Below are 21,483 nucleotides of genomic sequence, written 5' to 3' on the forward strand. Positions count from 1 at the left end.
TCCGCGCGCGTGGCACACGCGCCGGCACCAGTGCTCGCGCGCCGGTTCGGGGAGAGCCGCGCGCCGTCTCGGATCTCGTCTTCTCGGGGGGACTTCTTCATGACCACGCCCATGCCCGCGCCGCCGTACCCCGCCCCGCCCGGCGCCTGGCTGCGTTCACCGGCCGCGCTCGGCCGGGCCACCGCCCTGCTGCTCGGCCTCGTCATCGCCACCGACCTGTTCGCCTGCTTCGCGGACCTGCTGGAAATGAACGTCACCGGCGACCTCGCCGACGGCGTCACCGGCGCCGACGTGCTGGACCGGGCGGACCGGGCGGACGCCCTCTACGGCGTCTCCGGCATCTCGCAGGGCGTGGCGCTGGTGGCCACGGCCGTCGTCTACCTGTGCTGGCTGTGGCGGATCCGGGTGAACGCCGAGGTGTTCGACGCCTCCCGGCACACCATGAAGCGCGGCTGGACCATCGGCGCCTGGTTCTGCCCGGTCGTGAACCTGTGGTTCCCGCGCCGGATCGTCGCGGACAGCTGGGACGCCAGCGCGCCCTGGGGCTCGCGGTCCGGGCACACGCCGGTCAACGCCTGGTGGACGCTGTGGCTCGTCAGCCTCTTCGTGGGCCGGTTCGCCTTCAGCAGCTCCCGGCACGCCGAGACGGCGGACGAACTGCACGAGGCCGCCGGCACGATGCTGTTCTCCGACGCCCTCGACATCGTGGCCGCGGTCCTCGCCGTCGTGGTGGTCGTCCGGCTGACCCGGATGCAGGAGCGCAAGGTCCTCTCCGGCGAGCTCCCGGTTCCCGCGGTTGGCTGAAAACCCATGACTGTGACACTCCCGCTCCGTCGCACGCAGTAAGGGGAAGTGCGGGCTCCGTACCGGTCGGCGCCCTGGCGAGGGAGGCATTCATGAGCCTGGTGGACCTGATCGCACAGGCCGACGAGCGCGGGCTGTCCGCCAGCGGATTGGCTTGTTTGGATCGGTGTCTGCCGCTGCTCGGCGGCGACGACGAGCTGCTGCGCCCGCTGTGGGCACGCCTCGCCGACGGCTCCGACTGGACCGTGGAGCTGACCCGGGCCCGCGAGGCGCTCGGCGCCGAGGAGCCCGCCGACGAGGCCGCGCGGCTCGCCGGCCGGATGCTCCGGTCGGCACCGGCCGAGCGCACCGCCGACGCGCTACGGCCCTGGGCCGACGCCTGCTCGGTCGCCTCGCTGCGCATCCACCGGCTGCTCGACCCCGCCACGGACGACGGCCCGGCCCCGGACGGCCTCGACGCCGGGCGCGCGGGCGACACGGCCGGCCTGCCGCCGCTCGTCGCCGCCGAGCTGCGCCGCCAGGCGACGGTGCTGGAACTCCTCGCCGGGCACGGCGCGCAGGGCCTGCGGGGGGCGCTGGAGGTGTCGGTGGAGGGCCGCCGGGTGCTGCGCGCGGTGGTCTCCCGCCGGGCGCGCAGCGCCGTGGAACCGGGGGCCTGACGAGGGCCTGTGACCTTCGTGCGGCGGACCTGGGGTGGTCCTGCGACGGTTGGCCGAACGTTCGGACAAACGCCTCGGAGCCCGGTGACGGAACCTCGCCTCGGCTCGCTCTTCCCTATGTGACAGCCGATGCGACAGCTCATGTGACGGCCCGATACGGGACAGCACAGCAGGAGACCAGGCCGCACGCCGCGGCGAAGCCCGTGCGGTGGGCGGCGGACGCGGTGGCGACCATGCGTGAGGGCGCGCGGGTCCGGCTCGACTACTCGGCGCAGAGCCTGTGGCGGGTGGACCGGATGATCGAGGAGATAAGCCGCGAGGGGCCGCCGTACGCGGCCGTCGAGAACGTGCTGCGCGGCTTCGGCGCCTACGCCGGCGAGGTGATTGTCCGGCAGACCGGCGCCGAGTGGTGGGCGACCGGCGGCGAGCACTGGCTGCGCACCCCCGACGGCCGGATGTGGGACCCCATCGACGAGGCCCGCCGCTGCTACGCCGGCCACGGCTCGCTCCGGCTGCTGTGCCGGGACGCGACCGCGGCCGCCTCCGGCTGACTGCCTGTGACACTTCCGTCGGGGCCGACGCTGATGATCGTGGAGGGCGGCGGACACGGCCGGAGCGTGTCGCACCGTGACGGAAGCGCCACGCAGTGGCCAGGAACTCGGCACGAACGAGGACGGTCTTGGGCCAGGGAGGGGAACCCCGCCGCCCGCAGCCGCGGGACGGGGAGCTGGGCGCGGCCGTCGCGCGGGCCCAGGACGGTGACGAGACCGCCTTCGCGGTGGCCTACCGGATCGTGCAGCCCGGCCTGCTGGGCTATCTGCGGGGCCTGGTCGGCGACGACGCGGAGGACGTCGCCTCCGACGCCTGGCTGGAGATCGCCCGCGACCTCGGCCGGTTCCGGGGCGACGGTGCCGGCTTCCGCGGCTGGACCGCGACCATCGCCCGGCACCGCGCGCTGGACCATCTGCGCCGGCAGCGGGTACGGCCCCGGGCGGCGCAGCTCGAACAGGACGCCCTGGAGCTGCCCGGCCGCCTCAGCACCCACGACCAGGCCCTGGAGTCGCTCTCCACGGAACGCGCGCTGGACCTGGTGCGCGGGCTGCCCCGGGACCAGGCCGAGGCGGTGCTGCTCCGGGTGGTCGTCGGCCTCGACGGGCCGGCCGCCGCCCGCGTCCTCGGCAAACGCCCCGGCGCCGTCCGCACCGCCGCGTACCGGGGACTGCGCCGCCTGGCCCGCCAACTCGGCACCGACGGTGCGACGGACGCCGATCCGCCGACGCCGGGGTGAGCCGAGATGAACGACACCGGGCGCGGGACGCGTATGCAGAAGCGCGGACCGGATGAGGACGGGAACGGGCATGGGCGAACGGCACAGCGGTGACGGGCCGTCCGGTCGTCGGCGCGCGCACCCTGACGGCACCGTCGCCGCGCCCGGGCCGGCCGGCACCCCCGCGGGCCTGCCGGACCTGGAGACGCGGATCGGTGCCGCGCTGCGCGCCGGGGACTTGGACCCCGAGGCCGAGCGCGGCGCCGTGGCCGCGTTCCGGGCCGCGCGCGAGGCGGGCGCGCACGACGCCAGGACCCGCGCCCGGGACGACTGGCGGCCCGGCCGCCCCCGCCGCGCCCTGCGGACCACCCTCTCGCTGGCGCTGGCGAGTCTCACGCTGGGCGGAGTCGCCGTCGCGGCGATCGGCTCGGCACGGTCCGGGCCGGACGACGACGGCCGGCCCGCCCCGCGCTCCACGCACCCGTCGGCGAGCGCCCCCACCGCCCCGGCGGCGGACGCCACGGCCGACGGCACGGCGGCCGGGCCGGGGGACACCGGCTCCCCCGCGCCCTCCGGGGAGGCCGCGCGTCCGACGACCGCCGCGGACACCCTGGCCCACTGCCGTGCCTACGCGCAGGCGGGGCAGCGGGGCGGTGCCCTGAAGGCGACGGCCTGGCAGCGGCTGGTCGCGGCGGCGGGAGGCCGGGAGAAGGTCGCGGCCTACTGCGCCGCCCAGGAGGCCCGGACGCAGGACCGGAGCACCGGCAGGACGGCCGATCCCGGCGAATCCGGTGACCGGGGCGCCTCCGGCACCTCCGTCGATTCGGGCGACCCCGGCACCGGCAAGGGCGAGGGCAGGGGCGCCGACCGCGGGAAGCCGACCGGCGGCAAGCGCTAGGTGCCGTAGGGCGCCTGAACAGGCGTCACGTTGTCCAGCAGAGGTTTCGCTTACCGCCCTGTTGGTATTTCAGGAGTCAGGCAGCCTGCGAGTAGCTGAAGCCGAGTGACGCGAGGCCCTCGGATCGACACAAGCGGTCGGAGGGCCCGCCTACCTCCGTCTGGAGTAGCTGATAGGCAGCTCCGCTGGTCTGCCCCCAGTGCATCGCAGCTCGCCACAGCAAGCGACCCAGACCCGAGCCGCGATGCTTCGGCAGAACGCCGAAGTATTGCGGCATGAGTTGCGACGTCCCGATGGCGTCGGGGCGGATCTCCATGGGTCCGATGGCGCCCACCACCTTGCCGGCGACTACCGCCGTGAGGACCGGGCCGACCTGTCCGGCCTGCATCTGGTCGTGGAGGAAGGCGAAGCCGTCGGGGGCCATCTGACGGGCGAAGTCGGCGAAGGATTCCCTCGCCCCCTGTGGCCACTCGTCGAAGGGACGCACGGGCCCGACAGGCGCCGGGCACAGTGCTGCCTTGAAGTCCATGAGCTGAATACGGGTGCCTTGTCTGGTGGGCACCTCCGGACCGAGGAAGCGGACGACGTGGGCTTTCGCAGCGCCGTGGACGGCGGAGAGCTTCCGGGCCAACTCGGAGGCTGTCAGAAGGCTTTCGGCCTCCATGCCGTAGACGTGGACCTTGATCGTCCCGGAGCCTCGACGGGACAGGCTGGGGATCAGCGTCTCGTGGGGCCGATGCACGATGTCCTCGGCGAGAACGCTCTCGTCTTTGCTCTCTGACCAGCGGATGTCCTTGTCGTACCGCAGGAACCATTGATCGGTCGAGGCCGCAGTCAACGTGTCGGTGAACAGATCTTCGGTGAGCACCGAGGGATGCACGGGGCCGATGGTCGGTACGAAGGGCACCGTCACCACTGGACGCAGCCAGTCCCAGCGGAATCGCATGACCGCACCCTACTCGCCACGCACACACGGAACAGGCCCTGGCGCGAAGTACGCCAGGGCCTGACCGGAACTGATCATTGCAGGTCAGTGGGGGTTGTCGTCACTCCCGCTGCACGAGCAGGCGACCCCTTCGAGTAGGTCGTCGAGGTCGTCGACCGGGGCGATGGCCGGGGTTGCGACCATCGCGACCGGAAGCTCCGGCCGGATGACCGGGGGCTTGCGGCCGATGGTCACGGGTACGGCGCTCATAGGCTCAGCTTCTCCTTCGATAGACCGTGCTGGCAGTAATTGATCAGTGGTGCCTTCGCCTCCTGGAACTGCTTGGCGAGCGGGCGGCACACGCGGCAGGAGCCGGATAGCGCGCACCCCTCGCAGCCCCCGGTGCGAAGCATGAGCTGGTCCGAGATGCCAGGCAGCCGGCGCAGTCCCTCGATGCCCTCGGACAGGAGGTCGATCTGATCGTCCCGACCGACCTTGCACATGCTGACCATCCCGTATGGGTCGGCATGGAAGAACGTCACCCCCGCGTTGCAGCCGGTGAACGGCTTGCGCTCGCGCAGGTGCTCAGTGGACTGGGCGATGAGGCTTTCCGGGCCGCCGTAGATGGTCGGCGTCATGTTCGTGTAAGCGTGGTGAGGGATGCCCCACTCATCGGAGAGCGCGGCCATCCGATCGGCCTCGTGCGCTGTCTCGTTGGTGACGATCAAGTTCAGGCGTAACGGCAGGCCAGCAGCTCGGCCGGCGTCGATACCGCGCTTGAACGCCTTCCATGCCCCCCGGCGCCGGGTGAATTGGTCGAACGTCTCCTCTGTGGCGCCGTACATGCTGACGACGATCCGGTACGGAGGGGAGTCCCGGAAGAGACGCAGGATGTCCCGATTCCACAGCCGAGTGGCGTTGGTGGAGACGGTGAGCATCATCCCCAGGTTGAAGGCGTAGCGGTAGGCGCCGGGGAAGTCGCGGTCAATGGTGGGTTCGCCTCCGGTGATCTGAAGCCAGAGCACGCCCGCGTCTTGCATGATGTCCAGTAGCCGGACCTTCTGCTGCCAGGTCAGTCCGGAGAATTCCTTCACGCCGAGATAGCAGTGTGGGCACTCCAGGTTGCAGCCCAGGTTGATTTCCCAGCTCGCGCGACCGAAGTCGTAGGGGGACGGTTTGCGCACGAGTACGGAGTCGGCGAGCGGCCCGCCGGGCATTTCGAGGCCCCAGCGCTGCAGAACGGCCGCGCGCAGCCAGGGTGGCGCCGGCTGCTGGGACTCCGAGGCCGCGGCCAGTTCGGTGAAGTGGCCGGCGGGGATGCGTAGCGCCGACGTGCTGCCCGGTCGAACGACGAGGTGGCCGTCGAGGAACGGGCTGGCGATGAGACGGGGTTGAGGCGCCGACCTTTCCATGAGAGCTGCTTCGCGCCTGGTGGCGTCCTCGGCTTCCTCGGGCTCAAGATGGCCCATCGCTGCACTCCTTGTCTTGGTGGGGATGTCAGAGTCCGAGCGGGCGGGAGGTGGTCCTTGCCCCCCTTGATCAGGAACGTCTCCCGCTTGCGGAAGATGAGCACCTTCCCGCTGCCACGGACCGTCCGCATGCCGACAATCCGCACGTGGATGTAGTCGAGAAACACAGGTCGTATAGCGGCACGAGCGCCATCTGTTCGCCAAGGTGCTCACGCATGCAGCGGGGGAGTTCCCTGGCGACGTGGTGGGGACTGACGCTTTCCTTCAGCCCGGTCTCGCTCGGTCTCTTCGTCTGGTGAACGGTCGATCTCGAACCAGACGACCTTGCCGGGGGGACGCGGGTCTACGCCCCAGCGGCTCGTCAACGCCTGAACGAGCAGCAGTCCCCGCCCTCCCGCGTCCTCGATCGAGGGCGTCCGGAGCCGGGCTCGCCTCCGTACGGTGTCTTGGCACTCGACCCGGACCCTGTGGTCGTCGATCTCGATGTTGAGCCTGAATCGGCGGCCCGGAGCGGAACCGTGCTGCACTGCGTTCGCGACCAACTCGGATACGCACAGCACGATGTCGTCGACATCCAAGCCGACGCCGGCAAGGACCCGTCGTGTGAACTCACGTGCGGCCCCGACCGATTCGGCTCGGGGACGGAACACCTCAGCCACGCTCCCGCCAGCGTAGGAGACATCTCTGCTCATCACGGTCCTCACGGCGTTTCCTTCGCTGACTGACGGCGGTTTCATCGGATGGGAGTCCAGCGTTCCGCGCGTAAGACGTGCGGGCCACGGCATCCATGAGTCAGTGGTGGGACATCTCGGGGACATGGGACACGCGCCATGATTGAGAGCAGCAGGAGCCGGGGAAGGGGGCCTACATGAGCCTTGCCGAGAGGCGTAAAGCCCGGGGCTTAACCCAAGAGGGGTTCGCCTTCGCGGTCGGCGTCGATCGGCGCACCGTGGGCCGTTGGGAGAGAGGCCGATCGAAGCCCCGGCCTTACCAGCGGCCGAAGGTCGCCGAGGTGCTACAGATCGACCTCGATGAACTCGACGCCCTGTTGGGCCCGGCCGAAGCTCTGCCGGAGCCGCAGGGGGTGGTATCGAAAGCCCACCGCGGCTCGGGGGACACGGAAGAGATGATCCGACGCGAGTTTCTGCGCCTCATGGCGGTCTCCGGCGCGCTCGCCGCCGTGCCGATGGAGGGCGCGGACGCCTTGACGGAAGGCGCGCTACGAGGCGGCGCCGACGACTTCGAGCGCATGAACGGCCACCTCTGGCAGGTTTACCAACTTGCCCGTGCCAAGCACTCGGTGCGTTCCATCGTTCAGTCTCAGCTCGGAGCCCTGAACGACGCCCTTCGGGGCGGTGGTGATCGAGCGAACGTGTTCTGCCTCGCCGCCGGTGACCTGTTCCAGCTTGCGGGAGAGCTGGCCTTCGACGCCAACCGCTACGGTGACGCGACGGCCTCGTACTCGTTGGCCGCCAGCGCCAGCAAGGAGGCAGGCAACTACGATCTATGGGCCTGTGCGCTCATTCGTAGTGCGTACGTGGATCTTTCCGAGGAGCGCTACCGGCGAGCCGCGGAAACACTCGGCGCGGCACGTCGAGTCGCCCTTCACGGGGACAGCAGCCTCTCGACGCGGCATTGGGCGGCAGCGGTTCAGGCCGAGGCGTACGCGTGGATGGGTGACTTCGACGCCTGTGAGGAGGCGCTCGACGAAGCGGAGAAGGTGTCCAACCTCAGCGGTGAGGTCTCCAACGGTGGATGGCTGCGCTTCGACGGCTCCCGCCTGGCCGAGGAGCGCGGCGCCCGGTACTTGCAGCTCAACCGGCTCGTCCTCGCCGAGGCCGCTCTCAAGGACGCGCTTCGGCTCAAGCCCCTCGCCTCCGGCCAATCCTTCCGCCGCCGTGGCGCTGTGCTCGTCGACCTGGCCGCCATCGGGGCCAAGAGGAAGGATTCGGATCAGGTCGTGCAGTACGGGCTCGAAGCCCTCCGCCTGGCGCGCGAGTCCGGGTCCGGATACGTCGCCCGTAGACTCCAAACCCTGACTGCCGAGCTGGGCACTTTCGGACGCGACCGGCGCATTGCCGAGTTGACGGCCGAGATCGGCACCCTGCCGGCATGACGAGAGGGGATGGCATGACCAACGAGGGCGCGCGGGTCTTCCGTGAGGCGTGGATCGCTGGAGTGCGGAAGCACTTTCCCGGCGAGCCCAAGCCGAGCTACGTGACCCCATGGGAGGAGACGCCCGAGTGGGAACGCGAGGCCGCCGGCGCCGTGTACGAGCAGGTGCGCCAGTTCCTCGAACTGAGCGGTGGGCACGCGACCCGGCTGTCGCGCGAGCAGAAGGGCCGCTTTGTCGCAACGTGCTGGACAGCGCAGATGTACAAGCACTTCGAGGACCCGAAGCCCGGATACGTGGCTGACTGGCCGGACCTGCCGGACTGGCAGCAAGAGACGGACTCCGACATTTTCGAGGCTGTCGAGATCAGCGTGAAGTAGAAGTGGCCGACAGAAGGCCCCGCCCGAGCCGTTTCCGCCAGGGTGGGGCCTTCTTCCGTCTTCAGGTGGTCGGGCCGAGGGCAACGAAGAGGGATCTCCGGGGCCGGCTCTCGCTCACGCCGAGTCCGGGCCGGGTGCCGGGAGGGGGAGCCCCGTAGAGGTCTACGCGAATGTGAGGCACTCCTCACCGGACACACGATGGCTCAGTGCGGTGAGCGCGGAGAAGGGGCTCGCAAGCCGGTGGCAGGGACGGCTCAGCGCGTTGTCCCGCAACATCGCATGGGTGCGCCTGACCGGTTGGTCACGCGTTAGTCGCAGTGGCAGCCTGTTCCAGGCCTCACCACAGGCCAGAGAGGTAGGCCGAGGCAACGGCCGGGGCCGCCACCCCCCACAGGAGAGGCCCCGGCCGTCGCGCGGACGGGCCGCGCACGGCCCGTACCTTTCTCAGCGCCGCGCGTGCCGTTTCTGTCACACCCCGCCACCTCCGAATCTCACCCTGCGCACACCCGAACCCGGTCACGAGTTAGTTGCATCTTCTACGGACGTGGACGCGCAGTGGTTTCACGCCGTAACGTGCCTTTCGCGCCGACCGAAGACAGGCGTAAAGGGAGTACGGTGCTGGGGGACGACGCGGAGCTGACCGCCGCGGTGTGTGCGGCACAGAACGGAGACGAGACCGCGTTCCGTACGGTGTACCGCGCGGTCCATCCCCGCCTGCTCGGATACGTCCGCACACTGGTCGGCGATCCGGACGCCGAGGACGTCGCGTCCGAGGCCTGGTTGCAGATCGCCCGCGACCTGGACCGGTTCAGCGGCGACGCCGACCGGTTCCGCGGCTGGGCCGCCAGGATCGCCCGCAACCGCGCCCTGGACCACATACGCATGCGCGGCCGCCGCCCCGCCATAGGCGGCGACGAGACGGAGCTGACCGGGCGGGCCGCCGAGTCCGACACGGCCGGCGAGGCCATCGAGGCCCTGGCCACCGACAGCGCCCTCTCCCTGATCGCCCGGCTCCCGCAGGACCAGGCCGAGGCGGTCGTCCTGCGCGTGGTCGTCGGCCTGGACGCCAAGACCGCCGCCGAGACCCTCGGCAAACGCGCGGGCGCCGTCCGCACCGCAGCGCACCGCGGTCTGAAGCGGCTCGCGGAGCTGATCGGCGCCGATCCGGAATCGGCGGGCGGACTCGACGCACTCCCGCCGCAGCGAGAACCGCGCCACCGCGCGGTGACGTCCGCAACTGTGACGCATACGCGTACGCGGACGCAGAAGGACATGTGATGGCCGACGAGCAGTACAAGTGGCTGGACCGGGAGACGGCGGAACGCCTGCTGCGCGGTGAGTCACTGGAAGCCGTCGACCCCTCCGCTCGTGACCAGGCCGAACGCCTGTCCCAGGCGCTCGGCGCGCTGTCCGCGGAGGCGGCCCCCGCGGCCGGTGAACTCCCTGGCGAGCAGGCCGCCCTGGCCGCGTTCCGCAAGGCCCGCGAGGCCGCCGAGGCGGAGCGCACCGCCGCCGCCCACGCCCCCGCCGCCCCGCGCACCCCGGCACCCGGAACCGACGCCGGACTGGTCCGCATCGGTGCCCCGGCCGGTACCGGAATCCGCATCCGGCGCCCCCGCTGGGCCCGCCCGGCGCGCCTGGCGCTCGCCGCGGCCGCGGCCGTGGGCACGCTCGGCGGGGTCGCCGTGGCCGCCGGCAGCGGGGTGCTGCCCACGCCGTTCGACAACGACCACCCCCGCCCCTCCGCCTCCGTCTCCGCCGGCACGACGGCCGGGCAGCCGCCCGCCTCCGGTACCGGGCCGGCCACCCCGGGCCTCGTCCCGGGCACGCCGGAGGGCACTCCGGACGGGCGGCCGGGCGGTACCGGTGACGAGGCCGCCGGGGCGGACGAGGGCACCGGCGCCACCACCGCCCCCGGCTCCGGGGCCCCCACGTACGGCACCGGGTGGCCCGGCGCCGCCTCGGTCTGCCGTGCCCTGCGCGACGGCAAGGAGCTGGACACCGGCCGCAAGCGCACGCTGGAGCACCTGGCGGGCGGCCCCGCCCGCGTCACCAAGTACTGCAGGGTCCTGCTGGCCGCCGGCGACTCCGCCTCCGGCACCCTGAACGGCGGCACGACCGGCGACACCGCCGGCGGCACCACCGGCAACGGGCAGGGCAAGGACTCGGGCCAGGGCAAGGGCGACGACCAGGACAAGGGCAAGGGCAAGGACGGAGAGGGCGACGGGGACGGGGGCAAGGGCGACCACGGCCCGGGCGGCGGCAAGGGCGGCGGCCGGCACCGTGGCGCCGTCCCCGCACCCTCCGCCTTCGCCCCGGCGCACCCCGGCGCACCGGGACACGCCCCGGTATCCCCGTCGCCGTCCCCGACGTACACCGCGCTCTGACCGGCCGCACCCCTGTGACCTGCAGTTTCAAGGTCGCCGAAAATTTTTCGGCGCGAGGTGTGACGTTTCTGGAGCCCACGGCGCAGTACTGAGTGAGCCGACTGGTCATCGGCCGTCGCACTGAGCCGGGGTTCCCCCCGTACCCACGGCTCGTGCACCTGGCGCGGGCGGGGCACGTTCCCCCGGTCCCGCCCGCGCCCCGCATCTCACCGGGAGACGACGACCTTGTCGCCCACCCGCACCTGAGCGAACAGCCGGGCGATCGCCGTCTCGTCCCGTACGTTGACGCATCCGTGCGAGCCGCCCGCGTATCCGCGCGCCGCGAAGTCGTACGAGTAGTGCACCGCCTGGCCGCCGCTGAAGAACATCGCGTACGGCATCGGCGCGTTGTAGAGGGTCGACACGTGGTGCCGTGACTTCCAGTAGACGCGGAACACACCCTCGCGGGTCGGGGTGTACTGCGCGCCGAAGCGCACCGCCATCGTGGAGAGGGTCCGCCCGTCCACCATCCAGCGCAGCGTCCGGCTGGTCTTGTCGATGCACAGCACCCGTCCGGTCAGACAGCGCGGGTCCGGCCCGCCGGCCGGCTGACCGCCCATCAGGTACAACTCCCACTTGGCGGGCGGACGCGTCATCGCCACCAGCCGCTGCCAGGTCACGGCGTCCGTCGCGCCGGTCCGCGGCAGCCCGCGCCTGCCCTGGAAGCCCCTGACCGCCCGCTCGGTGAGCACCCCGTAGGACCCCGTCGGCCCGACGGCCAGCCAGCCCACCTGGCGCAGCCGCGCCTGGAGTTCCCGCACGCCGGTCCCGCTGTCCCCGCGCGACCACAGCACCCGCGGCGCGGGGGCGGCCGGCCGCGTCGGCGTGGTGGCCGGTGCCGGCCGGGCGGGCGCGTGGCCGCGGCCGCCCGGCACCTGGACCTGCACCGGCAGGCCGCGTTTGCCGTCGGCGCCCGTCGGCTGCACGGTGCACCCGCAGAGCGCGGCCAGCACGGCGGCCGAGGCGAGCAGGACGGCAGGTCTCCCCGGGATCCTCATGTCCGGGATGTTTCCCCGCGTGACCCGCGCCGAACTACGGGGCATGGTGAGGAGTACCTACGGAGTACCGGTCGTACCGCGGAGGCAGCCATGGCACAGGAGTCGGCACGTCGGTCGGAGTCGGGCCTGCCGATCGAACCGGTGTACGGTCCAGCCGACCTGGCCGGCTGGGACCCCGACCGGAAGCTGGGCGAACCGGGCGCGTACCCGTTCACCCGCGGGGTGTACCCGACCATGTACACCGGCCGCCCCTGGACCATGCGCCAGTACGCCGGCTTCGGCACGGCGGCGGAGTCCAACGCCCGCTACCGGCAGCTGATCGCCCACGGCACCACCGGGCTGTCCGTCGCCTTCGACCTGCCCACCCAGATGGGCCACGACTCAGACGCGCCCCTCGCGCACGGCGAGGTCGGCAAGGTGGGCGTCGCCATCGACTCGATCGAGGACATGCGGCTGCTGTTCGACGGCATCCCGCTGGACCAGGTGTCGACGTCGATGACGATCAACGCGCCCGCCGCCCTGCTCCTGCTGCTCTACCAGCTGGTGGCGGAGGAGCAGGGGGTGGCCGCCCACCGGCTGACGGGCACGATCCAGAACGACGTGCTGAAGGAGTACATCGCCCGCGGCACGTACATCTTCCCGCCCAAGCCCTCCCTGCGGCTGACCGCGGACATCTTCCGGTACTGCACCGCCGAGATCCCGAAGTGGAACACGATCTCGATCTCCGGCTACCACATGGCCGAGGCGGGCGCCTCCCCCGTGCAGGAGATCGCCTTCACCCTCGCCGACGGCATCGAGTACGTCCGTACGGCGATCGCGGCCGGCATGGACGTCGACGACTTCGCCCCGCGCCTGTCCTTCTTCTTCGTGGCCCGTACGACACTGCTGGAGGAGGTCGCCAAGTTCCGCGCGGCGCGCCGGATCTGGGCGCGGGTGATGCGGGAGGAGTTCGGCGCGCGGAACCCCAGGTCGCTGATGCTGCGCTTCCACACCCAGACGGCCGGGGTGCAGCTCACGGCGCAGCAGCCGGAGGTGAACCTGGTCCGGGTCGCCGTGCAGGCCCTGGCCGCGGTGTTCGGCGGCACGCAGTCCCTGCACACCAACTCCTTCGACGAGGCGATCGCGCTGCCCACGGACAGGAGCGCGCGGCTGGCGCTGCGGACGCAGCAGGTGCTGGCGCACGAGACGGACGTGACGGCCACGGTGGACCCCTTCGCCGGTTCCTACGCGGTCGAGCGGATGACGGACGAGGTGGAGGAGGCCGCCGTCGACCTGATGCGGCGGGTGGAGGACCTGGGCGGGGCGGTCGCGGCGATCGAACAGGGCTTCCAGAAGGCCGAGATCGAGCGGAACGCGTACCGCATCGCGCAGGAGACGGACTCCGGGGAGCGGGTGGTCGTCGGGGTCAACCGCTTCCGGCTGGACGAGGAGGAGCCGTACGAGCCGCTCCGCGTGGACCCGGCGATCGAGGCCCGGCAGGCCGAGCGCCTCGCCCGGCTGCGGGCCGAGCGCGACCAGGGCGCGGTGACCGCGGCGCTGGACGCGCTGCGCAAGGCGGCGGAGGGGGACGACAACGTCCTGTACCCGATGAAGGAGGCGCTGCGGGCGCGGGCGACGGTGGGGGAGGTGTGCGGGGCGCTCCGCGGGGTCTGGGGGAGCCATGTGCCGGCGGACGCGTTCTGAGCGGGGCGGTCCTCCCGGACGGGGCGGACCGGCTGTCGTACCCCCGTGCGACACTCCATGGCATGTTCGGCGTCATCGATCTCCCCACCTACCTAGCAGGCCTGGTCCTGATCGTCCTGCTGCCCGGTCCCAACTCCCTCTACGTCCTTTCCGTGGCCGCCCGCCGTGGCGTGCGGGCCGGGTACACCGCCGCCGCCGGGGTCTGGTGCGGGGACACCGTGCTGATGACGCTGTCGGCCGCCGGAGTCGCCTCGCTGCTGCAGGGGAACGCACTGCTGTTCGGGATCGTGAAGTACGCCGGGGCCGGATACCTGAGCTGGCTGGCGATCGGCATGCTGCGGGCCGCCCGGCGGATGTGGCGGATCCGGCGGGAGCCGGCCGTCGAGGCGGCCGCGCCCGTCCCGGGCGCCGACGAGCGGCCCTTCCGCCGTGCGCTCGTCGTCAGCCTCTTCAATCCCAAGGCGATCCTCTTCTTCGTAGCCTTCTTCGTGCAGTTCGTGGACCCCGGCTACGCCTACCCGGCCCTCTCCTTCGTCGTCCTCGGCGCGTTCGCCCAGCTGGCCAGCGGGCTCTACCTCAGCGCCCTGATATTCGGCGGCACGCGGCTCGCTGCGGCGTTCCGCCGGCGCAAGCGGCTGTCCGCCACCGCCACGTCGGCGGCGGGGGCGCTGTTCCTGGGGTTCGCGGTGAAGCTGTCGCTCGCCGGCGCGTGAGCGCTTCGCCGGCTTCGTCCCCTGAGGCGGTTGCGCCCTACGGAGTCACGAACACTCCCGCTTGTTCCGCATAGGCCCGCAGGCCCTCCGTCGTGCTTCCCGCCCAGCCCACGTACCCGTCCGGACGGATCAGGAAGATGCCCCGGCCGTAGGACTTCGGTGCCGTGGGGAGCGAGCGCAGCCCCGGCACCGTCGCTCCCAGGAGGGTCCAGTGGGGGCCGCGGAAGGCGTCGAAGAGGCGGACGCCCGACACCGTGCCGTCCGGGGCGCGGTCGCCTGCGCCTATGCCCTCGGTCCGTTCCCGCGTGTCCACGCTGAGGGACGACTCCCGGTAGCCCAGGCCGAGCTGGACCGTCGCTCGGCCCCGCCGGACCTCTCCCCGGTGCACCCCCGTCGTCAACTCCAGCATGGCCGCGGCGTTCGCGCGGCGCTCCTCCTCGTACGTGTCCAGCAGCGCTTCCGGCGCCCCGTCCCGGAGTACCGCGCCCAGCTTCCAGCCCAGGTTGTAGGCGTCCTGCACGCTGGTGTTCAGGCCCTGGCCGCCCGCCGGGGAGTGGACGTGGGCCGCGTCCCCGGCGAGGAAGACCCGGCCCGCCCGGAACCGGTCCGCCAGGGCGGCGCGCGGGCGGAAGTCGGAGGCCCAGCGCAGCTCCGTCACGTCCGGGGCGCCGAGGTGCGTGCCGGCGGCGACCAGGGTGCGGACGCCGTCCAGGGACAGGTCGGCCCGGGCGGTCCCCGGCAGCCGCGCCTGCAGCTGGAAGTCGTCCGTGCCGGCGAGCGGGCACAGGGCGAGGCCGGTGCCGTCGGGCCCCGGGAACGTGTGCCAGTGGTCCCGGTCCAGGCCCCTCAGCCGTACGTCCGCCACCAGGAACGGCGCCGGGTCGACCGTCTCGCCGGTCATGCCGACGCCCAGGGCGCGCCGGACCGCCGAGCGTCCGCCGTCGGCCGCGACCGCGTACGCCGCGCGCAGGGCCGTACCGTCCGCGAAGTCCACCCGTACGCCGTCCGCGTCCTGTGCCAGGCCCGTCACCTCGCGGCCGAAGGCGACCCGGCCTCCCAGTTCGGTCAGCCGCGCGTACAGCACCTCCTGGGTCCGCCACTGCGCGACCATCAGCGGCTCGGTGTACGGCGTGCCCTCGTCCGCCGGGATCCGCTCGAACATCGGCTGGGTGCCGAGTCGTTCGCCGTTCCTCCACAGCAGCCGGGGCGGGTAGGGGCCGCCGGCCGCCCGGATCGCGTCCAGGACGCCGAGGTCGGCGAAGACCTCCTGGGTGCGGGGCTGGATCCCCTTGCCGCGCGAGCCGGGGAACAGCGCCTCCGCCCGCTCCACCACGAGCGCCTCCACCCCGCGCCGGGCGAGGTCGATGGCCAGCGTCAGGCCCGTCGGACCCGCACCCACGATCACGACATCCATCGCAGATCTCCTTAACGTTGTTAAGTCCCGTCGCCGACGAGAGTGCCCTTAACGCTGTTAAGCTGTCAAGTGTGAGTACCGAGAAGCGCGCGCCCCTGGACCGCGCACGAGTCGCCGGCACCGCGCTGCGGCTGCTGAACGAGGTCGGTCTGGACGGGCTGACCCTGCGCGCCATCGCGCGCGAGCTGGACGTCAAGGCACCCGCCCTGTACTGGCACTTCAAGGACAAGCAGGCGCTGCTCGACGAGATGGCGACGGAGATGTACCGGCGGATGGTCGCCGGCACCACGCTCGACCCCGCCGACACCTGGCGGGAGCGGCTGCTGAAGACCCAGCGCGGGCTGCGGGCCGCGCTGCTCGGCTACCGCGACGGCGCCAAGGTCTTCAGCGGCTCACGCTTCACCGGCATCGACCACGCCCGGGAGATGGAGGCGAACCTGCGGGTGCTCACCGGCGCCGGCCTCAGCCTCGCGCAGGCCGTCGACGCGGGGCGCACCGCGCACGCGTACACCCTCGGCTTCGTCACCGAGGAGCAGGGCGTACGGCCCCTCCCGGGGGAGCGCCGGGAGGGGTACGACGTCGAGGAACGCGCCCGCCGCATGGCCGACTTCCCGCTCGCCGCCGAGGCCGGGAAGCTGCTCTTCGACGACTACGACCGGCAGTTCGAGGAGGGGCTCGCGCTGGTCGTCGCCGGCATCGGGGCGCGGTACGGCATCAGCTGAGGGCGGCCGCCCCCGGCGTACGGGCCTTCTTCAGCGCCCTCTTCAGCCGGGGGCCGAACGGTTTCTCCACGAACCGGTGGATCAGCCAGGCCAGCGCCAGCATGCCCAGTACGGTCACGGCGAGCGTCGGCCAGGGGGGCAGGCCGAGCCCCCGGTGCAGCAGCCGGATGACGAACCACCCCAGGTGCTCGTGGACCAGGTAGAACGGGTACGTCAGCGCGCCGGCCGTGACCAGCCAGGGCCAGGAGGCCCACCGGGTCCAGCCCAGCGCCACGGCGGCGACGGCCGCGTAGGCGGCGGTGACGACCAGGATGACGACGTACGGGTCGCGGTGCGGGTGCGGGCCCCACAGTCCGCGGGTGGCCTCGCTCTGGGCGAGCAGCCAGGACATCACGACGATGCCCCATGCGAGCAGGTCGCTGCCGAAGCGGTGGATCAGGTACAGCGCCAGACCGCCGACGAAGAAGGGGGCGTACTCGGGCATGACCACCTGGCGCAGCAGCTCGTTGCCGGACGAGTGGCACAGGACGGCCGCCGGCGTCCACACGCAGGCGAACAGCACGACCCGGCGGTAGGTGACCCCGCGCACCACGACGAACAGAGCGAACAGGACGTAGAACCGCACCTCCACCCAGAGCGTCCAGCACACCCCGAGGACCCGCGTGGCGCCCATCGGCTGCTGCAGCATGGTGAGGTTCACCAGGAACTCGTCCAGGCGGACCGGGCGGACGACGACCGGGAGCACGAGGGACGCCGCCGTGATCAGGACCAGCGCGACCCAGTACGCGGGATACAGGCGGGCGACCCGGGAGCGGAAGAAGTCGCCGAGGGTACGGCCCCAACTGCTCATGCAGATCACGAAACCGCTGATGACGAAGAAGAACTGCACGCCGAGGTTGCCGTACACGGCCGCCCGGGACAGGGACGGGAACAGGTGGTCCGGGCTTGCGTGCCAGGACGCGGAGACCACGCCGCCGCGACCGGTGTAGTGGTAGACGCAGACCATCAGCGCGGCGACGAGCCGCAGACCGTCCAGGGCGAGCAGGCGGCCCCGGCGCGGGGCCCGGGCGGCCGGGATCCCGGCCGCCCGGCGTATGAGGGGGTCCGGCGCCGGCACGACGCCGGAGGGGGAAGCGGTCATGTGCGGTTTCCTTCCTGGTCGGTGGTCAACCGCGTGCGCCCCTGCGCAGGCTGCGCGCCTTGCGCGCCACCCGGCGGACCGTCGCGTTGCGCGGGATGAACGCCAGCTGGGCGGGCACCCCGCCGGGCAGCGCCAGCGAGGTCAGCCGCCGTCGCTTGAAGTAGCGCAGGGTGTGCTCGGTCAGGTGCCGGGCCAGCCAGCCCTCCGCCTCCGGCCGCAAGCCAGGCAGGATCTTCGGCTGCATCGCGAAGCCGACCGCGCGGATCAGCGCGCCCAGCGCCTCCACGTCCATGCCCCGCCGCTGCTCGGCGACGGCCCGCCGGTCGGTCAGCTCGGGCAGCAGCGCGTCCACGATCGTCACCGGGATCCGGTTGCTGTTCTCGTACGGCGTCAGCCGCTCCAGCAGCAGCGCGGTGCCCACCCGGGCGACCGGGAGGCCGTACAGGGCGGAGGCGGTGAGCAGGGCCGTGGAGAAGCAGCCGACGACCAGCGCGGGACGCATCCGCTGGTACAGCACCTCCGCGAGCACCGGGGTGTCCAGCACGGTCAGCTCGACCGCCAGCCGCTCCGCCTCCTGCTCCAGGGAGCGGGTGAAGCGGGCCGGGGCGGACGGGTGCGGCTTGAACACCACCGTGGTGTGACCGAGGGCGGCCGCGCCCCTCAGCATCCGCACGTGCAGGTCCTCCTCCTGCTCGGCGGTGAGGATGTCCAGCGCGGACAGGTACTGGCCGAGCAGCAGCGCCGGCTCCTCGACCGCCGGCAAGTCATCGCCGACCGGCGCGAGTTCGGCGAGGACCTTGGTGAAGGCGGGCGTCGGCACCAGCTCGCCGGGCACCCCGAACTCGGTGAGCAGCAGCGGCGTCAGACCCGGCACCAGGTCCAGGTGCAGGACCCGGTCCACACGGGTGCCGACCAGCGGGTCGATCTTGTTGCGGGTGGGGCCGTAGCTCATCAGGCCGTCGGCGTAGACGGTGACCGGCGCGCCGGTGAAGATCTGCGCGAGCGCCAGCGACGGGTTCACCTGGATCGACTCGACGGCCAGCTCGACGTCATCGGTGCCGAGCTGCCACTCGTGGCGCAGGTACCGTTCCCACAAGGGCAGGTCGTCCCCGCGGGGCGCCCAGCCGCCCGGGTGGAACGGGAAGATCGCCTCGTTGTACGACACCACGTCGTCGAACCGGTCCCGCAGCCGCTCGAAGCCCGGCATCCCGTCCAGTGCCGGCGAGGTCTCGGGCGTGGCCGCGTTGTTGCAGACCAGCAGGATCCGCCGGTCGGCGGGGCGGAAGCAGCCGGAGTCCAGGGCGGCGGCGAGCGTGGCCGTGCCGTACAGCGTCGACGCCTGGAAGATCTGGGTGGTCACGCGGCGACCCCCGCGGCGGCGGGACGGCGGCGCAGCCGGCGCAGCCGGGTCGCGCGCTGGACGTCCATGGAGTCCAGCGCCTCGTCCAGCACGTCCTGCGGCATGCGCCGCAGGGCTGCCGCGCTCAGGGATTTCAGTTTCTTCGCCACCGCCGGCTCGAACCTCTCGATGGATCCCAGGTGATGGGAGATGATCGCGCAGTAGGTGCGGACGGCCTTCGGCAGCAGGACACCGGCCTCCCGGTCCGCCGCGGTCTCCGCGATGACCTGGTCGAACGCCCGGATGAAGTCCAGCTGCCGCACATCGCCGATCTGGGTGAGGGACGAGGCGACCCCGCGCCGGTAGAACACCCCGAGCAGGCTCACCGCGGCGAAGGACTCCGCCTCCCGGTGCAGCTTCCAGATCCACGGCCGGTCCTCGGCCGTGCGCAGCCCGTCGGTGAAGTGCAGCACCCCCCGGTCCACCAGCCGCCGGTGGTAGACGCCGGCCCACGCGTACGCGTAGTCCACCGAGGTGGACCGGTCCGCGGGCAGGATCGCCTCCCGCGGGTTCAGCACGGTGTTCCGCCGGCCCACCGGCACCCGGTGCACGCTGCGCGACCGGGCGGTGCACTGCACATGGTCGGTGCGCAGGAAGTCGCAGCCCAGCTCCTCGATCGAGGCGAGCAGCTTCGGGAGATAGCCGGGGGCGAGCCAGTCGTCGCCGTCCAGGAAGGTCAGGTACGTGCCGCGCGCCCGGTCGATACCGGTGTTGCGCGCGGTCGCCAGTCCTCCGTTCTGCTCGTGCCGGACCAGGACCGCACCCGGCAGCTCGCGCTCCGCGCGCGCGAGAATCTCTGGTGTCCCGTCGCGGGAACAGTCGTCGACGAGAATGAATTCGAAGTCCTCACGCGCGTTCGACTTCAGACTCCTGAGTGTGTCGGGCGCGTATTGCTGCACGTTGTAGAACGGCACGATGACGGAGAGCTTGACCACGTGAAGGACGGTAGGGCGTGGCCCGCCATTCGTCTTGACGACCTGCTTGATACCGGGTGAACGACACATGGCGAAGCTGTGAACCAGGCTGTTTCACAGGGCGATTGCGGCCCGATTCGCCATTCGGCGATGTGCTGTTAACCGTTTGTTGCATTCGGGTTGGGCGGAACCTCGGAATCGCTTCCTAGCGTCTGTGGCGTGCCAGCAAGTGCAACGAATTCCCTGCGAGTCGCCGTACTCGCCGACTCGGACACCCGGTGGAAGTGGGGCGCGCTCACCGCGCAGCGCCTCACCCCCGCGGCCGCCGGGTTCCGGCTCGACGGCTACCTCCTGCGGGGACGAGCCACCCCCACCGCCCGCCAGCTGCGCGAGGTCGGCGTCCGGGCGGACTTCCTGCGCGAGGTCACCGGAGCCGAGTTCCTGCGCGCGATGACCGAGGAGTCGTACGACGTCCTCGTCCTCGCCCTGGTCGGCGGCGGCGTCCAGGCGATGCTGCACGGGCTGCGCGCCGCCTGGGGCTCCGGGCCGCGTCCCGTGGTCGTCACCGGCTACGTCGGAGTGGTCTACGAGAAGCTCGTCGACGGACTGCTGCTGCGGCACGGCGCGGACCTCGTCCTCGCCAACTCCCGCCACGACGCGGACCGCTTCCGGGCCGTGTACGAGGGGGTCGGCACCGACGCCTCCGCGGTCACCGAGGTCGCGCTGCCCTTCCTCGGCGGCGCCCCCTACACCGGCGAACACGACCCTTTCACCGTGGTGTTCGCGGCCCAGCCGTCCGTGCCGGACAACCGCCGGGACCGCATCTACCTGCTGGGCCGGCTCATCGAGCACGCCCGCAGGCACCCCGAGCGCGAAGTGCTGCTCAAGCTGCGCTCCAAGCCCGGCGAGCACACCACCCACATCGAGGAACTGCCCTACCAGAAACTGGTCCAGGGCCAGGACCCGCCGGCCAACTTCCGCCTGGTCTACGGGCACATGGGCGAGGTGCTGGACCGCACCGACCTGCTGGTCACGGTCAGCTCCACGGCCGCCCTGGAGGCCCTGCACCGCCGTGTCCCCACCGCGGTCCTCACCGACCTCGGGGTGCGCGAGGTGCTCGGCAACCACCACTTCACCGGCTCCGGCTGCCTCGCCTCCTGGGACCAGCTCGACGCCGGGCACCGGCCGGTGCCGGACGAGGAGTGGCTGGCCCGGCAGGGCGTCGCGGCTGGGGGCACCCCCTCTGGGGGAGGGTCGTACGACGCGGCCTTCGACGCCGCCCGCGAGCGCATCGCCAAGCTCCTCGACCGGCCGGGCGGCCTGCCGCCCCTGAACCCCTACTACACCCCCGAGACCGCGCCCGGATACCTGCCCGGCATCCTCGCCCGCCACCATCTCGGCCCCGACGGCGTCCCGCTGCCCGGCGCGCCCGCCGCCGACAAGGCGCCCGGCCCCGTCCGGCAGATCGTCCGCCGGGCCGCGCGCGGCGCCTACCGGCACGGCGTCCAGCGGGTCGCCCCCGTGATCCGGCGGATGGGCGAGCTGTGACCTCACTCCA

Annotated in this window: 21 protein-coding genes and 1 pseudogene; 13 read left to right on the forward strand and 9 right to left on the reverse strand. The window is 72.1% G+C overall.

Annotated features, from left to right (window positions below; genetic code table 11):
• Window positions 1–99 precede the first annotated feature (99 nt).
• From S1361_RS24300 to S1361_RS24320, 5 genes are all read left to right on the forward strand, one after another.
• Window positions 100–804 carry a DUF4328 domain-containing protein gene (locus tag S1361_RS24300; RefSeq protein ID WP_208033887.1) on the forward strand — a complete coding sequence of 235 codons (705 nt, stop codon included), beginning with the start codon at window positions 100–102 and terminating at the stop codon, window positions 802–804.
• 92 nt (window positions 805–896) lie between these two features.
• Window positions 897–1,463, forward strand: coding sequence for a hypothetical protein (locus S1361_RS24305; protein ID WP_208033888.1), 567 nt, complete (start codon window positions 897–899; stop codon window positions 1,461–1,463).
• Window positions 1,464–1,666: 203 nt separating this feature from the next.
• Entirely contained in the window at window positions 1,667–2,014 is a 348-nt protein-coding gene (locus S1361_RS24310; protein WP_208036742.1) for a hypothetical protein, read from the forward strand.
• A gap of 128 nt (window positions 2,015–2,142) precedes the next feature.
• Window positions 2,143–2,751, forward strand: a complete 609-nt coding sequence (locus S1361_RS24315) for an RNA polymerase sigma factor (RefSeq protein ID WP_208033889.1) — start codon at window positions 2,143–2,145, stop codon at window positions 2,749–2,751.
• A 52-nt stretch (window positions 2,752–2,803) separates the two neighbouring features.
• Entirely contained in the window at window positions 2,804–3,628 is an 825-nt protein-coding gene (locus tag S1361_RS24320; protein ID WP_208033890.1) for a hypothetical protein, read from the forward strand.
• Window positions 3,629–3,704: 76 nt separating this feature from the next.
• Here the strand turns inward: S1361_RS24320 and S1361_RS24325 are convergent, their stop codons facing one another.
• The 4 genes from S1361_RS24325 to S1361_RS24340 all read right to left on the reverse strand — a co-directional run bounded on the left by S1361_RS24325 (window position 3,705) and on the right by S1361_RS24340 (window position 6,681).
• Window positions 3,705–4,574 carry a GNAT family N-acetyltransferase gene (locus S1361_RS24325; protein ID WP_208033891.1) on the reverse strand — a complete coding sequence of 290 codons (870 nt, stop codon included), beginning with the start codon at window positions 4,572–4,574 and terminating at the stop codon, window positions 3,705–3,707.
• Between the two features lie 84 nt (window positions 4,575–4,658).
• Window positions 4,659–4,823: a hypothetical protein gene (locus S1361_RS24330; protein WP_208033892.1), complete on the reverse strand. Its 165-nt coding sequence runs from the start codon at window positions 4,821–4,823 to the stop codon at window positions 4,659–4,661.
• Window positions 4,820–5,965, reverse strand: a complete 1,146-nt coding sequence (locus tag S1361_RS24335; RefSeq protein ID WP_208036743.1) for a radical SAM protein — start codon at window positions 5,963–5,965, stop codon at window positions 4,820–4,822. Before S1361_RS24335 ends, S1361_RS24330 begins: the two co-directional genes overlap by 4 nt.
• 266 nt (window positions 5,966–6,231) lie before the next feature.
• The gene (locus S1361_RS24340) at window positions 6,232–6,681 is read right to left on the reverse strand and encodes an ATP-binding protein (RefSeq protein ID WP_208033893.1); all 450 of its coding nucleotides are present in this window, start codon (window positions 6,679–6,681) and stop codon (window positions 6,232–6,234) included.
• A gap of 209 nt (window positions 6,682–6,890) precedes the next feature.
• On the opposite strand from S1361_RS24340, the gene S1361_RS24345 reads away from it, so the two are divergent.
• From S1361_RS24345 to S1361_RS24360, 4 genes are all read left to right on the forward strand, one after another.
• Window positions 6,891–8,138: a helix-turn-helix transcriptional regulator gene (locus S1361_RS24345; protein ID WP_208033894.1), complete on the forward strand. Its 1,248-nt coding sequence runs from the start codon at window positions 6,891–6,893 to the stop codon at window positions 8,136–8,138.
• A 14-nt stretch (window positions 8,139–8,152) separates the two neighbouring features.
• Window positions 8,153–8,515 (forward strand): hypothetical protein, encoded by a 363-nt coding sequence (locus S1361_RS24350; RefSeq protein WP_208033895.1) that lies wholly within the window; start codon window positions 8,153–8,155, stop codon window positions 8,513–8,515.
• A 615-nt stretch (window positions 8,516–9,130) separates the two neighbouring features.
• A complete protein-coding gene (locus tag S1361_RS24355; RefSeq protein WP_208033896.1) occupies window positions 9,131–9,793 on the forward strand; it encodes an RNA polymerase sigma factor in 663 nt (220 codons plus the stop codon).
• Window positions 9,793–10,902, forward strand: coding sequence for a hypothetical protein (locus tag S1361_RS24360; protein WP_208033897.1), 1,110 nt, complete (start codon window positions 9,793–9,795; stop codon window positions 10,900–10,902). The genes S1361_RS24355 and S1361_RS24360 overlap by 1 nt, the downstream gene beginning before the upstream one ends.
• 206 nt (window positions 10,903–11,108) lie before the next feature.
• Here S1361_RS24360 and S1361_RS24365 read toward each other — a convergent pair whose 3' ends face one another.
• Entirely contained in the window at window positions 11,109–11,939 is an 831-nt protein-coding gene (locus tag S1361_RS24365; protein ID WP_208033898.1) for a L,D-transpeptidase family protein, read from the reverse strand.
• 90 nt (window positions 11,940–12,029) lie between these two features.
• Here S1361_RS24365 and S1361_RS24370 point away from each other — a divergent pair, with 90 nt between their 5' ends.
• Together S1361_RS24370 and leuE are read left to right on the forward strand one after the other, a co-directional pair.
• Entirely contained in the window at window positions 12,030–13,622 is a 1,593-nt protein-coding gene (locus S1361_RS24370) for an acyl-CoA mutase large subunit family protein (protein ID WP_208033899.1), read from the forward strand.
• 62 nt (window positions 13,623–13,684) lie between these two features.
• Window positions 13,685–14,335 carry a leucine efflux protein LeuE gene (gene leuE / locus S1361_RS24375; RefSeq protein WP_208033900.1) on the forward strand — a complete coding sequence of 217 codons (651 nt, stop codon included), beginning with the start codon at window positions 13,685–13,687 and terminating at the stop codon, window positions 14,333–14,335.
• A gap of 37 nt (window positions 14,336–14,372) precedes the next feature.
• On the opposite strand, the pseudogene S1361_RS24380 reads toward leuE, so the two are convergent.
• Window positions 14,373–15,755, reverse strand: a pseudogene (locus S1361_RS24380) (FAD-dependent oxidoreductase); the annotation flags it as partial.
• A 65-nt stretch (window positions 15,756–15,820) separates the two neighbouring features.
• On the opposite strand from S1361_RS24380, the gene S1361_RS24385 reads away from it, so the two are divergent.
• Window positions 15,821–16,471, forward strand: a complete 651-nt coding sequence (locus S1361_RS24385) for a TetR/AcrR family transcriptional regulator C-terminal domain-containing protein (RefSeq protein WP_208033902.1) — start codon at window positions 15,821–15,823, stop codon at window positions 16,469–16,471.
• Here S1361_RS24385 and S1361_RS24390 read toward each other — a convergent pair.
• From S1361_RS24390 to S1361_RS24400, 3 genes are read right to left on the reverse strand one after another with little or no spacing between them, the layout of a single operon-like run.
• Window positions 16,464–17,612: an acyltransferase family protein gene (locus tag S1361_RS24390; RefSeq protein WP_208033903.1), complete on the reverse strand. Its 1,149-nt coding sequence runs from the start codon at window positions 17,610–17,612 to the stop codon at window positions 16,464–16,466. The genes S1361_RS24385 and S1361_RS24390 overlap by 8 nt on opposite strands.
• Window positions 17,613–17,637: 25 nt before the next feature.
• Window positions 17,638–18,972 (reverse strand): alpha-2,8-polysialyltransferase family protein, encoded by a 1,335-nt coding sequence (locus S1361_RS24395; protein ID WP_208033904.1) that lies wholly within the window; start codon window positions 18,970–18,972, stop codon window positions 17,638–17,640.
• Complete coding sequence (locus S1361_RS24400; protein WP_208033905.1) at window positions 18,969–19,946, reverse strand: glycosyltransferase family 2 protein; 978 nt, start codon at window positions 19,944–19,946, stop codon at window positions 18,969–18,971. Before S1361_RS24400 ends, S1361_RS24395 begins: the two co-directional genes overlap by 4 nt.
• A gap of 198 nt (window positions 19,947–20,144) precedes the next feature.
• Between S1361_RS24400 and S1361_RS24405 the strand changes: the two genes are divergently transcribed.
• Complete coding sequence (locus tag S1361_RS24405) at window positions 20,145–21,473, forward strand: DUF6716 putative glycosyltransferase (protein ID WP_208033906.1); 1,329 nt, start codon at window positions 20,145–20,147, stop codon at window positions 21,471–21,473.
• The last annotated feature ends 10 nt before the right edge of the window (window positions 21,474–21,483 follow it).

Source organism: Streptomyces cyanogenus (genome assembly GCF_017526105.1).
GTDB lineage: Bacteria > Actinomycetota > Actinomycetes > Streptomycetales > Streptomycetaceae > Streptomyces > Streptomyces cyanogenus.

Bases quoted from the DNA above. Each gene is read 5' to 3' on its own strand.
- S1361_RS24330 (WP_208033892.1), bottom strand. From the start codon at position 4,823: ATGAGCGCCGTACCCGTGACCATCGGCCGCAAGCCCCCGGTCATCCGG.
- S1361_RS24360 (WP_208033897.1), top strand. From the start codon at position 9,793: ATGGCCGACGAGCAGTACAAGTGGCTGGACCGGGAGACGGCGGAACGC.
- S1361_RS24345 (WP_208033894.1), top strand. From the start codon at position 6,891: ATGAGCCTTGCCGAGAGGCGTAAAGCCCGGGGCTTAACCCAAGAGGGG.
- S1361_RS24305 (WP_208033888.1), top strand. From the start codon at position 897: ATGAGCCTGGTGGACCTGATCGCACAGGCCGACGAGCGCGGGCTGTCC.
- S1361_RS24370 (WP_208033899.1), top strand. From the start codon at position 12,030: ATGGCACAGGAGTCGGCACGTCGGTCGGAGTCGGGCCTGCCGATCGAA.
- S1361_RS24365 (WP_208033898.1), bottom strand. From the start codon at position 11,939: ATGAGGATCCCGGGGAGACCTGCCGTCCTGCTCGCCTCGGCCGCCGTG.
- S1361_RS24390 (WP_208033903.1), bottom strand. From the start codon at position 17,612: ATGACCGCTTCCCCCTCCGGCGTCGTGCCGGCGCCGGACCCCCTCATA.
- S1361_RS24335 (WP_208036743.1), bottom strand. From the start codon at position 5,965: ATGGAAAGGTCGGCGCCTCAACCCCGTCTCATCGCCAGCCCGTTCCTC.
- S1361_RS24320 (WP_208033890.1), top strand. From the start codon at position 2,804: ATGAGGACGGGAACGGGCATGGGCGAACGGCACAGCGGTGACGGGCCG.
- S1361_RS24300 (WP_208033887.1), top strand. From the start codon at position 100: ATGACCACGCCCATGCCCGCGCCGCCGTACCCCGCCCCGCCCGGCGCC.
- S1361_RS24350 (WP_208033895.1), top strand. From the start codon at position 8,153: ATGACCAACGAGGGCGCGCGGGTCTTCCGTGAGGCGTGGATCGCTGGA.
- S1361_RS24325 (WP_208033891.1), bottom strand. From the start codon at position 4,574: ATGCGATTCCGCTGGGACTGGCTGCGTCCAGTGGTGACGGTGCCCTTC.
- leuE (WP_208033900.1), top strand. From the start codon at position 13,685: ATGTTCGGCGTCATCGATCTCCCCACCTACCTAGCAGGCCTGGTCCTG.